Below are 15,100 nucleotides of genomic sequence, written 5' to 3'. Positions count from 1 at the left end.
AGGGGTTCGAATCCCCTAGGGGATACCACTTTCTTAACTCTGAGTTATCAAACTGAGTTTTAAGTAATATCAAAGCCACTTAATTGTGGTTTTTTTATGTCTGAAATTTATCACTAACTCAAAAAGACCTCTCTAAATGAATACCTATACGTAACGACTATAATGTCAACGCCTAAAGTGTTAGTTAGCAACGCCAATCAAATCAAGATGAGCTCTTAATAATTACATAATCTATCTAGGATACTTAGTGAGTTGAGGCTTTAGCTATTCTTTAAAGTTCACTCTAAAATGAGTGCTGAACAATTAAAATCAAACATTACGTATTGTATTTGTACATGAGGTACAAAGTGAATGTAATAACTGGATACTAACGTTGTTTCAATAGACAACTCAGTTTTGAACGTCGAGCAGGCTTAGCGCAAGAAAAAACAACAAAAAAAGAGGCCTTTAGGCCTCTAATTCAAAGGTAGAAAACTTATCTATGTCGTTACTGTGTTTGCGTATTGAGCTCTTGTTCAGCTGCCTTCGATTGATGATGTGTCAACCTTAAAATAGCCACTAATAACAGAGACAATAACCCTACCGAACCAATAACAACACCTTGCCACTCTGATTGATGCCAAAATATCATCAAATAAGGGCCTCCAAGGGACGCTCCTAGATAATAACTGCAAAGGTATAGGGAAGTCGCCTTAGCTCTATGAGTCGATGCTCTTATCGCCACAAACGAATTACAACAACTATGAGTTAAGAAAAAACCACTCGCAGTCAGTAAAAAACCAATTGTAATGCAAAGTAGATTATCCATTAAGGTCAATAACGTGCCAAGCAGCATCACAACCAATGCGCCTTTGAATAATCGTTGAGCGCCAAATTTAACCACCCACTTGGCAGATAAATAAGACGTTAATGTTCCACTTAAATAGCAAAGAAAAATTAAAGTCGCCGCAAAACGGCTAAAATTGTATGGCTCATCCATTAAGTGCAGCTGGATAAAGCTAAATTGATTCACCATCATCATAAAAGCAAGTCCACCGATGGCATATACAAGCCGCATCTGGGGATCTGTCAAATGATAAATAAAACCACCGATATCGTGCTTTATTTTATTAATGACGCTCGTTGAGTGTTGGGTTGCCGCGCACTTTATTTCTCTTCTTGGTAGCAAATATGTGACTATAGAAATCCCAACCAAAGTAACCGAAAAATTCACCATCATGGCTTGTTCCCAGGTAAAGTATTGAGACAAAAGCCCTCCCATTAACCTGCCACCAATACCGCCTAAACTATTTGCCATAATGTAAATACCAGCCGCTTTTAATAAAAAACCTGCTGGTAATTGTTCTTTAAAATATGCCATTGCAATGGCAGGTACTGCTGCGAGTAATCCCCCCTGCAATAGCCTAACCAATAATAAAGCATCAAAGTCTCGAGCAAGAATAAGTAATAGATTGGAAGCGACTAACATCCATAAGCTGACCATAATTGGCGCTAAACGGCCTACTCGGTCTGAAATTACCGCATAAATAAGTAACGAAAAAGCCAGCGAAAAACTGGTAACAGACAAAATCAATGTTGCTTTAGCACCACTGACATTAAAATGCTCAGCAATTAAGGGCAGCATGCCTTGTACTGCATATAAATTGATATAAACAACGATAGATGCGAGACACAATGCCCAAATTAATCTTTGTTCGCCACCAGATTGGTTTTCAGGGGCTTCTTTGGCAAGTAAATCAGGCACAACATAAGCCTCGATTAAATAGTTAACTGAGCATTGATTATTGCTCGATGAAGACCATAAGCAATTTGAGAAAGTTAAAGATGTGAGTTATGTCTTAATTTGTCAGCATAATCATTAAGACATAACGTAAAGTTCGAGCAATAGTTTTACTATTGAACCCTGATGTTTTTAAACAGGTGTAAAGTGGTCTGTTTAGCGCTCTACCTTTTTCATAATAACTTCAGTGGTGAACTTATCATTATTGATAACCGGAAATTTCTCATAGGTTTGAAAAATAGGTCTATCTTGATACAGAATCATCGCAACAACCCCATACTCAATATCTTCATCAATACTGTCCGCAGGTAAAGTAAACTTAAATGGTACTGGTGCTCTGGCAATATCGAACGTTTTTTGCGAGATAATTAAACCTGGGGTATTAAGACCAATAATCGCAATGTTAATTTTACAGTTTTGAGGCAATACAATTTTCTCGAGGTAACCCGCATAGCCATTAATAATAACCGGTTCATCTGGGGTAACGGTTACACACGCAGTCATCATAAATGTCATCAACGCAAACATTGCTGCTTTTACACCGAACTTCATATTTTTATCCTTTCGTCATTCTTAATAAGCCTTCTTGTGTTGCAGATGCAACCAAGCGACCTTGTTGATCAAAAAACTGCCCTTTAACAAAACCGCGGCCACCGCTGGCATTGGTACTTTCTACACTATAAAGCAACCAATCTGAAAAATTAAACGGCCTATGGAACCACATGGCATGATCTATCGTCGCCATTTTAATCCCTGGCGTTAAAAATGACACACCATGAGGCTGAGCCGCAGTCACCAGAAAGTTGAAATCTGACGCATATGCAAGTAAATATTCATGAACACTGTGATCACTTGGAATATGGCCATTCGCTCGCATCCAAATATACCGCTTGGGTTCAGTAGAGTCTGGAGCGATAGGATGTATTGGATTAACCAAGCGCATTTCTATCGGCGAGTCAGCCATGAATTTTTCAAGTATGTTAGCGGGTACTTTATCGCGCATTGTAGAAGCTAATTCTTGCTGATTTAGTAACCCGTCTGGACCATCGACGACTGGCATTTCAGCTTGATGTTCAAAACCTTCTTCAGGAGCTTGAAACGAGCAAGTCATGTAAAAAATAGGGCGGCCTTTTTGAATCGCTTTTACTCGTCTTGCACTGAAACTGCCCCCATCACGCATGTTTTCAACATCGTAAACAATAGGAAGTTTCTCATCACCCGCCCGCAAAAAATAAGAGTGTAATGAATGCACATGCCTATCTTCACTTACTGTTTGCTTTGCAGCACTTAACGCTTGCCCCATCACTTGTCCGCCAAAGACATGACCGAAGCCTAAATCCTGACTTTGCCCACGGAACAGCCCTAGTTCGATTTGCTCTAATGAAAGCAGTGATAATAAATCGTTTAAAACTTGACTCATAATTTCCCTAACGTCTGCACAATCTGACTCAATAAACTTAGATTACCTTAGAACCACACGCCTAGCGTAAATATATTCTCGAATTTACGTACAAATAAACAAAAAAACGATAAAATTCAGCACAATTAGTAACAAGATTTTACTTAATTGCGCGATCACAACCTCGTACTTAATCAAAAAAAGTTGCTATGCTATTAGTCTATCCTAATTTAACTCGATATCTTGAAGCCTTAACAATATGCAATCTTGGATTTTAGCCATTAGACCTCGCACTTTACCTGCTGCCATTGGTCCATTATTAATTGGTAATATTTTAGCCCTACACCTTGAGCAATTCAGTTATACCATTGCTTGCATTTCAATGTTATGTGCCATTTTATTGCAAATTGCCGTCAATTTAGCCAATGATTATTTTGATTTTAAAAATGGCATCGACACAGAAGAACGAGTAGGGCCTGTCAGAGTGACCCAAAGCGGAATGTTATCACCTAGCAGTGTACGCAATGCCATGGTTGTCTGCTTATTGCTTGCATTATTGGTTGGTTCAGCACTTATTTTTCATGGTGGCTGGCCTATTGCAATATTAGCCGTGGCATCCTTACTTGGTGCGGTATGTTACAGCGGTGGACCTTACCCTTTAGCATCACATGGTTTAGGTGAAGTGGCAGCATTTGTATTCTTTGGACTTGTTGCCGTCGTTGGTAGTTATTACTTACAAGCAGGTGACACAAGTACCAGTGCTTGGCTGTTAGGAAGCGCTATTGGCATGTTTAACGCAGCGATTATGCTAGTAAATAATACCCGTGATATTCAAACAGACACCAAAGCAGGTAAAAATACCCTTGCTGTCAAAATTGGACAAGCTCAAGCTAGAGTCTTATATCAAGCATTAGTCTATTTACCTTTTGGTCTTATTATTGGTGGTTTTTTAATGGGTAACCTTGCAGGCCTTCCAGTGCTGCTAGCAGGTTTATCATTAATCTACGCTCGTCAACTCAGCGGAGAGTTCAGTAATACCAGTGGTGAAGCCTTAAACCCAATCTTGGGGCGCACAGCTAAATTAACAATGATTTTCAGCCTATTGTTCAGCATAGGATTAATCTTTAGTTTGCCAATGTAACTGACCGCTCGCACAATAAGTCTTCCTATGAACTTGCTTTAACATTAATACAAGCATGTCATAGGAAGCTTTTTACCTTATTAAGCCTATACTTAATCCTGTAATAATTACCCTTTTCTTCCCTCTTCATGCCATTCAAGAATAGCACTATCATCCAGCCTATAAAGCGGATAATACACAGCTTCATTTGGTTTAAATGCTTGATTAGTAATTGCATTGTAAGCACATATCATCGACCATCTAGGCTTATCTGAGCGATTTTGATTTGATTTATGCAGCAAGTTGCAATGAAAAAACAGAACATCCCCTGTTGCTAACTCAACATTGACTAAAGGATGATACTTCATTGCTTCTTCGACAAAAGTCATGTCTGCGCCTTTTTGATCGCCAGTTTTAGCGTGATCTAACCTTCCTATATGATGTGAGCCTTTTAGTACCTGTAAGCAGCCATTTTCAACTGTTGCAGGGTTGATGGCAATCATGCAGCTAATCGCTTTTGGGTACAGCATAAGGTTATCTTGATGCCAATAACCGAAGTCTTGATGCCATTCCCAAGCGCCTCCAACCAATGGCTCTTTCATCATGATTTTGGTACTCGTATGGTAAGCCTCCTCTTCTAGTATCTTTTCTACTGAATCAACAAGTCGTCGGCCTCTAGAAAACATACTGTATAAGTCATCACCAGTTTGCTGCCAAATGCACACCTTGCTTAAGGCGCCTTGACTGTCTTTCTTATTCCATGCTTGTTGGTACAAACCCTCATCATTAAAAGCGACTTGCTGCAATTTCGCCATTTCTTGTTGAGAATAGTACCCCTTTACAATGACATAGCCATCACGATTAAAATCTTTAATCTGTTCAACTGTTAATTCAAGCTTACTCATCTTCCATACTTCCTTTTAATTGCTAATGTTAGTTCCGTCTTTATTCATCTTGCTCGATAATGGCAAAATAAACGCCTAAACAAACCAAGTATTGTTAACAATAATCAATTAAACTTATTGAGATCGCAAGTTTTTATTTACATATAAACATTAAATTCATATAAGTATTAATCTTATAAATAAATACCCTGTCGGTTTTCTATGCAAATTTTGCCCAAATAGCCTTACCTACATCTCAAAGAAAAAGGCCAACCGAACAATTGGGCACCATTAATAAAAGGGAAAGGTGATATGCCAGCAAGTGTTAACTCAATAGCAGAACAAAAATACTCTGTGCCAGCATTGGACAAGGGCTTTGATATTTTGGAATTTTTAGCTGAGCAACAAACCCCTTTACTTCAATCAGAGATAGCCAAAGGTATTGGGCGTAAGCCAAATGATATCTATCGGGTATTGGTTAACCTTGAAGCTCGGGGATATCTTCATCGGGATGAGTCTTCTGGTCGATATCAGCTGTCTTTGAAAATATATAACCTCTCAAGAGGAATATCGCCGATTGATAAAGTGAGGCAAGCAGCGCTGCCGTTAATGGAGGATTTGGCGGTTACAACAGGTCAAGCTTGCCACTTAAGCATGCTTTACCAAAGTCAGGCAATGGTTATTGTACAAGCAAAAAGTCACTCCCCAGTGTCAATCAACATAACTGAAGGAGCAATGTTCTCTACCGTTTCATCAACTGCAGGTAAGGTATTACTGGCAAACAGTAACCCTGATGTCGCCTTGATGATACTAAAACGAGATGCACTTTATTTAACAATGAATCAAAAACAGAAAATGGCTTTATCTGCTCAACTGGAAGAAGTTAAGCAACAAGGTTTTTTGTTTACGCATACAAGCCATATTGAAGGTATCGCGGAATATTGCGCATTGATTGGAGAACCAGAAGGACAAGTGATTGCCGCACTCACCTTTTCAGTGTTACCCAATGTGCTAAACCACACAGAGCTAAACCTGCTTCAAAATGCGCTGAAGCAAACAGCGAAACAAATTACCCACCAGTTAATAAGTTAAACGCAATCCGCTTAATACGCCTTTCCTTTATGGGAAAAGGCGTTTTGGCATACGTAAAAACTTAGCACTGTAGACTTTTAAGATTCAACTTCTGCCGTTGCATTGGCCGAGATCTGTTTTCGGTCAAAATCATCATTAAGCAAGATCATGTCGGCTAAAGAAGCTCTTAACTTCACTGATGCAGGTGCTTTAGCTGCCGTTCTTTGACTTAACGATTCCCTTAGCAGTACGACTTCAAGTAATTTTTCTAGTGCATCATTATTGTCAATTTCAAGGGGGGGGAGTTTTTTGGCAGCATTTTTGGAGTATTGTTCATATTCAAACGTGACGCTTTCTATCGCTTCGGCTATTCGTTTCTTTTTATCAGCTTTTGTCGGCATTATATTCCCTCATAACTATGAATTTTTACTTACAAACCTTACTGCTTATAGTTGAACCTATAGCAGTCAAGCCGCAGTTACAAGTTTTGCTTACCCGCTGGATTGGGTAATATCATTATTCTATACACAAAAAAGCACTTCTAAATAGAAGTGCTTTTAATCAATAGCCAGCTAAAAGCTGTTATTCAAACTCGATATCAGACTTTTGATAATGTGCGTTGCTTAGCACTCCAATCTAGATGATATTTTTCACCTGCTGGTTTATCGGTACGTTCAAATGTATGAGCCCCAAAAAAGTCACGTTGACCTTGGAGTAAATTTGCGGGCAAGGTTTCACTGCGATAGCTATCATAATAAGCCACTGCAGAACTAATGCAGGGTGCAGGGATCCCTTGCATGACAGATGCCGCAACGGTCTTGCGCCAATTCATATGCTTAGCTGATAAACTCTCGCTAAAGGTATCCGCCATGAGTAAGTTTGGAAGCGCTGCATCATCTTGATAAGCTTTAGTAATTGACTGTAAGAAAGTGGCACGAATGATACAACCCGCACGCCAAATCTTGGCGATTTCAGCAAAATCTAAATCCCAATTTTGCTCTTTAGCCGCCATCGCCATTAATTGAAAACCTTGGGCATAACAACATACCTTGGCGCAATATAAAGCATCTTCCAGGTTAGCGATAAACTCCGCTTTTTCGGCATCGTTCAATGGTATTTTTGCAGGACCAGAAAGCTTACTGCTTAAATTAACCCGCAAGGTTTTTTGCGTACTCACCGCACGTGCATAAACCGCTTCAGCAATTGTTGGCGCAGGGCAGCCAATTTGTAAGCTGCTTACCGCAGTCCATAGACCAGTGCCTTTTTGACCCGCTTTATCTAAGATCATTTCAACCAGAGGTTGACCGGTTAACGGATCATCTTGTTGTAACACCTCTGCGCTTATTTCCATAAGATAGCTATTTAAACTACCTTGGTTCCAAGTATGGAAAATACTACCAACTTCATGAGCAGATAAACCTAAACCATCATGCAATAATTGATAAGCTTCGCAAATGAGTTGCATGTCAGCATATTCAATACCGTTATGCACCATTTTAACGTAATGGCCAGAACCCGCAGGACCAATGTAAGTCGTGCATGGCTCCCCTTCAATCACTGGATTGCCCGGCTCAAACCGCTCAATAGGCAAGCCAGTTGCAGGATCAACTTTTGCTGCCATTGCTTTCCATACAGGTGCTACGTATTGCCAAGCATCTTTATCACCACTAGGCATTAAAGAAGGTCCAAAACGTGCGCCAACTTCTCCACCTGAAACGGCAGAACTGAAGAATACAAACTTACCTTTAAAGCGCGCTTCACGCTCCACAGTATCAGTCCATAGACTATTACCTGTATCAACAATGATATCGTCTGATTCGATACCTGCTTCAATAAGCGCATTACACACGCCATCAACAGGTCCACCAGCAGGCACAGATAACACAATGACGCGAGGTTTAGCTAAAGAATCAAGCATTTCAGTAAGATTATTACAGCCTAGCATTCGGGGAGCTAAGTTTGCTTTTCTTTCTGCTTGTTCTTGATTTATTGCGGTATTCACTTTGTCGCTGTCGAGGTCGAAAGCCGCGACCTGGTAGCCATTATCAGCAATATTTAACGCGAGATTCTTGCCCATTACACCGAGGCCGATAACACCGATGTCTGAACGAAAGGGTTGGGTAGTCATTATTATTTTCCAAAGGTCACAGAGATTAATCGCGCGTAGCGAATCCATTTGGACGGTGATTATACTGATTTATGTAACTAAATTACAGTCGCAAAATGTGCACACACAATTGCATAATTAGGAAAGCAAACTAATAAACAAGTTTTAGCTAATAAACACAGTGAGTTAGAAAAAATTAAGACGGATTGTAAATAATCGTTACAACATTTATTCCAGCAGTCTGAAAATACAAGATTTTTGGTTAAATAACCAAGCCAGCGACCTTAATAAAACATGATTAATGAGCTCACTTTAGCTTAAAAGTAACTAAAAAAGGTTGTATAAGCTAATCTAAGCAAGCTAACTCATACAACCTTTAACACATTGATGAACGATTTAGTTCAGTCCGTGCATCACATCAATACCTAAGCTTTTCCCTTCGCCATGACAGGTTTGGCAAGACTCATCACCAGGATGATATATTGCGCCAGAGCTTGCATCTTGTTGGAATACACCGCCGAAGCTTTCTGCATGAGCTGCCCAGCTTGCTTCAGTGTTATGGCATGAGGCACACACAGCAACAGTCGGTGAATACTCAGAAACTTGACCCGATGAGGTCGCATCACGAGCTGCCACTATGACTGAGTCTTGCGCAGCAAGCGTATCCATTTGGAGCTGACCTTCATCATGACAAGCACGACAATCGTTCGCAGAAGCCGGATACGTCATTGCTTCACGTTCACTACCGGTATAGCCTTTGGTTGTGCGAGTTAGTGCATGCAGTGAATGCACTAACTCTCGATAACCTAGACTATTATTAATAGTTCTAAATGCTTTAATACTTGCATCACCTGGTGTGTGTTTGCGTGTGGCATTCATGTATTTAACCATGTCGTTGGTATGACAGCTTTGACAACTACCATCTGCTAAGGTTGTCGCAACTTGTGGCGAGTGACAAGCACCGCAGGTTGCCCCATTAGCTGGTGTAGATATTTTACTGTGAGCCTCATTCACTCGTTGCTGGAACTGTTCATCATGGCAAGCAATACACTTTTGGTTATTCACTAATTCAGTATAAAGCTCAACATTCGTGGTTAATGGTATCGCTGCATCAGCTGGGACCTCAGCAAGCACGATACTTGCTTCCGTCTCTAGTGCCTCACATGAAGCTGCTAGACCCGTTAGTTTGTCTCCGCAAACCATAACCTTCGCATATAAGGTACCCGTCGTATTCAGCCCAAGATCGGCAACACCAGCATTGTTAATCGTCACAGTAACAACTGAGCTCTCTCTAATTAACGTGATATCTTCTGAGCTTGATACCAGGTCCCACACTTTACGCTGGCCATTGTTTTCTGGCATTACAGCTTGTTGCGGATTACCTGATGCCACCAGCCAAAGGTTATCTATAGCGGGATCAGCATCTGGATTCGTGCTTAATTGGTTAAAAGTTAGGGTAGCTGTTAACGTGTCTTGCGCCTCATCTACCACACTGTCAGTTAACGCAAACTGATATTGCTCAATCAAGGAATCTGTCACACTCACAGTAGCATTGTGGAAAATGGCCGAACCTAATGGATTATTACTATCTGGATGACAACCACTGCAGCTCATCGCCCATGCATCAGGAAACGCATCTCGATCGTGAAATAAGCCTACCGCAGTCCCATTCCAGGTATCAGGTGCATATTTCTCATGACAACTTAAACAGGTTTCTTGACCAGGGTATTGGTAAAAGTCAGCTTGAGGCGCACCATCTTCAATATGACATTGCTGACATTGATGCATATCACCAGGATAAGTCAGATCGCTATAATCATGGACAGATCCTTTATAACCAATGACCAAATAATCACTTTTATGGATTCTATGTACTAAGCTGGCCATGCCAATGCTCACGCCTGTTTCAGGATCGCCAGAATAACTGGTATGACACATCACACAGCCTTCGTAATCAAAGCGTTTATTGCCATGCATTAATAAGCTATTGTCAGCACTTAAGTCATTTGTATGGCATCGATAACAACTCTGCTCCGCTGTCAGTAACACCCGAGTATCTTCTGCTGGAGCGTTTACGCCAGTGGTCGGGTCAAAGTCAAATGTGGTGTTCACCAACATCGTACTGATGTCTGCATCGGAAAAAGGCATTAACTCTAAATACACCCGATGAATATTTTCTACATTGTATTCAGTATTAATTCCATCAATATTTGAATAGCTATCTAAAGGCTGTGAAAACGTATAGCGATATAAACCGTTTCCAATAGCTTCAATACAAGCTTCTTTACAATCCGACTCAATACTTGCTTGCCACTGAGTCCCTTTGTGCTTGTCCCAGCCCTCTTCTAAATCATTGTCCGCAACGTCTCCAGGCTCAACCACGTTATTGATATAACTCGTCCATTGTGGTGATAAATCAGTTTCAGCAGTTGTCACAACAGTAGCGCTATCTGCTTCATTCAATGGGCGCACGCGCCTTTGTTGAACTCCGAGCTTAGCAATGCCTGCCCCTAAAGTTGAAATGGACGCCACATCGGCTAAACCACTTACAGCTACACCGTTGGCATTACTAAGATAAAACTCAAAAGAAACCTGCAACGACTCATCAATCGTGACCTTTTCAATTTCAGCTTGTAATGATTTTGCCGATGAAATTGCAATGTTAATGTCACCAGATTCTCCATCATCGCCATTTTTTCCGTCATCACCGGAACATGCAGTAAGTGCAACCATTGGAACTAAAACAAGCGGTGTTATCCACTTCTTATATTTCCTAATTAACAATTTGCTCATCATTATTATTCCTTTTATTAATTCACGGCATTTTTAATTTTTAGTAATAATTATTTATTTATAAAAATCTTATTGTGATAAAAATCATGAATCCACTCAAAATATTAAAACAACAACTAACAAAACAGTACATTCCACAAAGTAAAATACTCAGTTCAAAAGTAACAATTCCAAAAAATGGAATCGAATAGTATTTCTCAACAATTAAATAGAAAAGCAACTTTTAATAAATGGAATACACAGCCAAAAAATGTGACTTAAGATATATATTAAGACTAATTAGAAAAACAAGAAAACAAACGTGATCATAATCAACTTGTTTTTAAATTAATTAAATAATACTCGAATCATAAATATAAACATAAAAGCAATATTTATAATTAAGAGGAAACAAATATGATTACAAGGAGAGCACTACTTGCTAATGGCGCTAAGGTCGCTGTCGGAACCATTTATGGTGGAACATTAGTCGGTTTTTTAACTGGGTGTGGTAGCAGTGATGACGCAGAAACCCCAATAGTTGAAGTCATACCCGGTGGACTCATGGTCGTCAACCCTATCTTATGTGTAGGTTGCCGACGTTGCGAAATAGCCTGTAGCTGGAGCCACGGAAAATCAGCTGTCAGCCCAAGTACCTCAAGAATTAAAGTTGCCAAAAACCTCAATTTTGGCCCCCATGGCGTGCAGCCAAACTATCAAGACCAGCGTGGTGAACAAGGTGATAGCACCATTGTGCCATCAACCTGTCGTCAATGTGATGTTTGCATGACCGTTTGCCCTCAAGAAGCGATTACCGTTAACGAAGAAACGGGAGCCAGAGTGGTCAACGATGACTTATGTGTCGGTTGTGGCTATTGCGCTGACAAATGCCCGCAGCAAGTTATCACCATAGATAAAATCACTCGAAAATCTCTCAAATGCGATCTCTGTGAAGGCAGTCCTAATTGTGCCCAAGTTTGCCCAACTGGCGCAATTAAGTTTTATACCTGGGAAGACGCTGTTGCCGAAGTTGAACTTCATGAAAAGTATTTAGAATTAGTTTAAAAACTAAAAAGGAATAATTATGACTACTACATATGGTGGCTGGGCCGGTTATATTTTAAGAGTTAATTTAACTACAAAAGTTATTACTAAAGAAACAACAGAAACCTATCACGATTATATTGGCGGAATGGGAATCGGTTATAAAGTTTTATGGGATGACCATGTCGATGGAATTAAAGCAACTGATGAAGAAAACCAATTAGTTATTTCAGCGGGGCCATTAAGTGGCTCAGGTGCAATTTGTTCGGCTAGAACAACGATTACTTCTCGTAACCCTGTTATTCGAAATCACTTAATCACTGATGGCCACTTTGGCGGTCACTTTTCACCAGAGCTTAAATTTGCTGGTTACGATGCAATTATTATTGAAGGTAAATCAGAAACCCCTGTATGGCTAAAAATTGTTGATGACACTGTCACACTCGAACCCGCAGATTCTTTATGGGGAGTAGGCATATTCGATACCTTTGCCAGCATCAGTAAATTAATGGGACAACAAGCTCAGGTTGCAGCAATTGGCCCTAGTGGTGAACACCTTGTAGCTCAATCAACTATTCAAACTCAAGGTGGCCACTCAGCAGGCGGTCATGGGGCTGTACTAGGCTCTAAAAAACTTAAGGCCATTGGTATTATTGGCACTGGTACAGTCGATATCGCAGAATCGACAACCAATGAGCAATTACGTGCATTAGATGACCATATTCTTGGGATCATTGGTGCTAACAATCAAGGAGTTGTTCCTAATCAGCCGCAATCTTGGGCAGAGTATAGCTCTACAGGCAGTCGTTGGCGTGGCGGTCCAGGCGTCACATGGGGAGCAGCAGACAATCCTGTAGATGTGGGTGAAACACCATGGGATGACCGCCAAAAAGTGGGCATGCGCACCTCAATGGCCGAAATGTATTTTGGCCGTGACGAAGCCAATAAAATCTTCAAACGTCCAGGCGGTTGTCACTCTTGCCCTATTCGCTGTTTTTGTGAAGTTAAAAACCCAAAAATGAAAACCGAATACAATTTGCCAACCGAAAACATTACCAATGTATGTTTAGGTTTTCTCGATCCTTGGTACGCCATGGGGAAACCAAGCAATGGTGAAAAACGAACCGACATTCAAACCGTTGGTGCCTATTATATGGATGATAATGGTATTTGGAGTGCTTACGGCCAACTGTCCCATTTAATGCGAGAGTTTACCGCCCGCGGCTTTTGGGAAATCATTCTACCAGCTGAAGAATATGCTGCGATTAATTGGGCACAATACGCTGATCTCGATGCGCATTTTATGCAAGATTTCTATACCCGTATTGCCTACAGTGAAGATTATCCTGGCTCAAATATTCTAGGGCGCTGCCTAGGCCGTGGCTTACATGAATTCATTAATGAAGATGGTGAACTGTACAACGTTGAAGATATTCTTAATGAGGTAGAATCTCCTCGTATGGCGGAATTGACCTTCGAGTTAGAATCTGATGCAAATTATGATTTAGTCGGTAAAACCTACAGTGTATTTCTCGATAAAAACATGAAAGTGTTTAACCGTTCTATGGTGGGTGGCGTTCACCACGCCAGTGAATCAGCAGGTCAAGTAGGAGCGCTGCTAAACACAGTATTTAACCGTGATCCGCAATGTCACTCGCACATCAACTTAATTAACTGTGGCCTTCCCCACGCCAAGATCGCCGAAGTAGCCGCGTCACTATGGGGCGAAGGCGCATTTGATCCAGTTCAACATTACACCGCCATGAATACCTCCAAAGCAAAATTTGCTAAATGGTGTTTAGTGAAAAATGTATTACATGATTCATTAACCCTATGTAACTGGATGTTCCCACTCGTTGTTTCACCAGATGCCAATCGAGACTATATCGGTGACAGCTCAATCGAAGCACAAATGTTCAGCCTTGTCACAGGCATTGAAACATCAGAAGCCGAACTGGACGCCATGGCAGAAAGTGTCTTGCAATTGCACCGCGCACTTACCGTGTTGCAAATGAATGAAATTGATCAGCGAAATAAACATGATGTCTTGTCTGAATGGGTTTATGACTTAGATCATGACAAGAACTTCGGCGACGAAGGCACGATTAAAATGGATCGAGACGATATCCAAATAGGCTTAGACATGTTTTACGCTGAAATGGGCTGGGATAAGGATACTGGCGTGCCGACTCGTGCAACATTAGAAAAATTCAAACTGGGTTACGTCGCTGACAAGCTAGAAAGCTTGGCATTGTTACCAGCATAGGTAAATAAAATATGATTGAACTGGTTGATTATATTCGCTTGCTAAGTAAGGACGGTCGTCTGGTGACGGCCGAGCAAGTTATTGCTGTCGCAGGCCTTGATGTAGAAATAGAAGATGTTGAACTCGCTCATCAGCAATTGATTGAAGATAGCCAATATCACGATATCGCCATTATAGCGGGAGAAAAAGAGCACTATTTTTATTCTAAAAGGTTCATTGTAAGAAGTTACGCCATCCAATGGATTGGGGTAAAAGATGATAAGTTAATTGAAACAATGGCGGATTATATTCGCCGTTATTCAGCAATGGGCGAACTCGTTGCAGCGGTTAACTTTAGCTATCCCCCTTATAAACTTGAACTCAGTGAATTAACGACATTAATTGATAAATTTAGCCAAACTGAGGGGTGCGAAGACATTCATTTTCAAGCCGATGCCAAGAATCATGAAACACAAACTCATGGTTATTACTTCTCCATAAAAACCATGACCAACACTTATGCCAAAGTGTTGGCTGACCATGATCCATTTGAGTGGTCTGCATAGGTAAACGTTATTGCCTTATATGCCGTGTATAAGGCAATAACACCCCAATAAAATGAATATAGGCTAAATTTCTTATTTATATTTAAGCCAGTTTGGCTATGTACAGAATAAA

Annotated in this window: 12 protein-coding genes; 5 read left to right on the top strand and 7 right to left on the bottom strand. The window is 40.6% G+C overall.

From position 1 onward, the window contains the following. Positions 1-487: 487 nt before the first annotated feature. The 3 genes from J8L86_RS15545 to tesB all read right to left on the bottom strand — a co-directional run bounded on the left by J8L86_RS15545 (position 488) and on the right by tesB (position 3,200). Positions 488-1,744 (bottom strand): MFS transporter, encoded by a 1,257-nt coding sequence (locus J8L86_RS15545; protein ID WP_211030966.1) that lies wholly within the window; start codon positions 1,742-1,744, stop codon positions 488-490. Between the two features lie 192 nt (positions 1,745-1,936). Next, positions 1,937-2,332, bottom strand: coding sequence for a YbaY family lipoprotein (locus J8L86_RS15540; protein WP_055026089.1), 396 nt, complete (start codon positions 2,330-2,332; stop codon positions 1,937-1,939). Between the two features lie 4 nt (positions 2,333-2,336). Beyond that, on the bottom strand, positions 2,337-3,200 hold the full coding sequence (gene tesB, locus J8L86_RS15535) for an acyl-CoA thioesterase II (RefSeq protein WP_055026088.1): 864 nt from the start codon (positions 3,198-3,200) through the stop codon (positions 2,337-2,339). 238 nt (positions 3,201-3,438) lie between these two features. Here tesB and J8L86_RS15530 point away from each other — a divergent pair, with 238 nt between their 5' ends. Then, on the top strand, positions 3,439-4,320 hold the full coding sequence (locus J8L86_RS15530) for a 1,4-dihydroxy-2-naphthoate polyprenyltransferase (RefSeq protein WP_065108472.1): 882 nt from the start codon (positions 3,439-3,441) through the stop codon (positions 4,318-4,320). Positions 4,321-4,427: 107 nt separating this feature from the next. On the opposite strand, the gene J8L86_RS15525 is transcribed toward J8L86_RS15530, so the two are convergent. Beyond that, positions 4,428-5,204 (bottom strand): phytanoyl-CoA dioxygenase family protein, encoded by a 777-nt coding sequence (locus J8L86_RS15525; RefSeq protein WP_211030965.1) that lies wholly within the window; start codon positions 5,202-5,204, stop codon positions 4,428-4,430. 291 nt (positions 5,205-5,495) lie between these two features. On the opposite strand from J8L86_RS15525, the gene J8L86_RS15520 reads away from it, so the two are divergent. Continuing rightward, positions 5,496-6,275: an IclR family transcriptional regulator gene (locus J8L86_RS15520; protein WP_055026092.1), complete on the top strand. Its 780-nt coding sequence runs from the start codon at positions 5,496-5,498 to the stop codon at positions 6,273-6,275. Between the two features lie 77 nt (positions 6,276-6,352). Here the strand turns inward: J8L86_RS15520 and J8L86_RS15515 are convergent, their stop codons facing one another. The 3 genes from J8L86_RS15515 to J8L86_RS15505 all read right to left on the bottom strand — a co-directional run bounded on the left by J8L86_RS15515 (position 6,353) and on the right by J8L86_RS15505 (position 11,157). Continuing rightward, positions 6,353-6,655, bottom strand: coding sequence for a hypothetical protein (locus J8L86_RS15515; RefSeq protein WP_055026085.1), 303 nt, complete (start codon positions 6,653-6,655; stop codon positions 6,353-6,355). 197 nt (positions 6,656-6,852) lie between these two features. Next, entirely contained in the window at positions 6,853-8,382 is a 1,530-nt protein-coding gene (gene gndA, locus J8L86_RS15510) for an NADP-dependent phosphogluconate dehydrogenase (protein ID WP_065108475.1), read from the bottom strand. Between the two features lie 375 nt (positions 8,383-8,757). Then, complete coding sequence (locus J8L86_RS15505; protein WP_211030964.1) at positions 8,758-11,157, bottom strand: OmcA/MtrC family decaheme c-type cytochrome; 2,400 nt, start codon at positions 11,155-11,157, stop codon at positions 8,758-8,760. A gap of 393 nt (positions 11,158-11,550) precedes the next feature. Between J8L86_RS15505 and J8L86_RS15500 the strand changes: the two genes are divergently transcribed. From J8L86_RS15500 to J8L86_RS15490, 3 genes are read left to right on the top strand one after another with little or no spacing between them, the layout of a single operon-like run. Continuing rightward, entirely contained in the window at positions 11,551-12,198 is a 648-nt protein-coding gene (locus J8L86_RS15500) for a 4Fe-4S dicluster domain-containing protein (protein ID WP_211030963.1), read from the top strand. Between the two features lie 19 nt (positions 12,199-12,217). Then, positions 12,218-14,443: an aldehyde ferredoxin oxidoreductase gene (locus J8L86_RS15495; RefSeq protein WP_055026081.1), complete on the top strand. Its 2,226-nt coding sequence runs from the start codon at positions 12,218-12,220 to the stop codon at positions 14,441-14,443. Between the two features lie 11 nt (positions 14,444-14,454). Further along, positions 14,455-14,988: a hypothetical protein gene (locus J8L86_RS15490; protein ID WP_211030962.1), complete on the top strand. Its 534-nt coding sequence runs from the start codon at positions 14,455-14,457 to the stop codon at positions 14,986-14,988. Positions 14,989-15,100 lie beyond the last annotated feature (112 nt).

Origin of the sequence: Shewanella sp. MMG014, from assembly GCF_018100775.1 — a bacterium.
Lineage (GTDB): Bacteria > Pseudomonadota > Gammaproteobacteria > Enterobacterales > Shewanellaceae > Shewanella > Shewanella japonica.
Note: the sequence above shows the minus strand (reverse complement) of the source record. Positions and strands in the feature narration are given on the sequence as shown.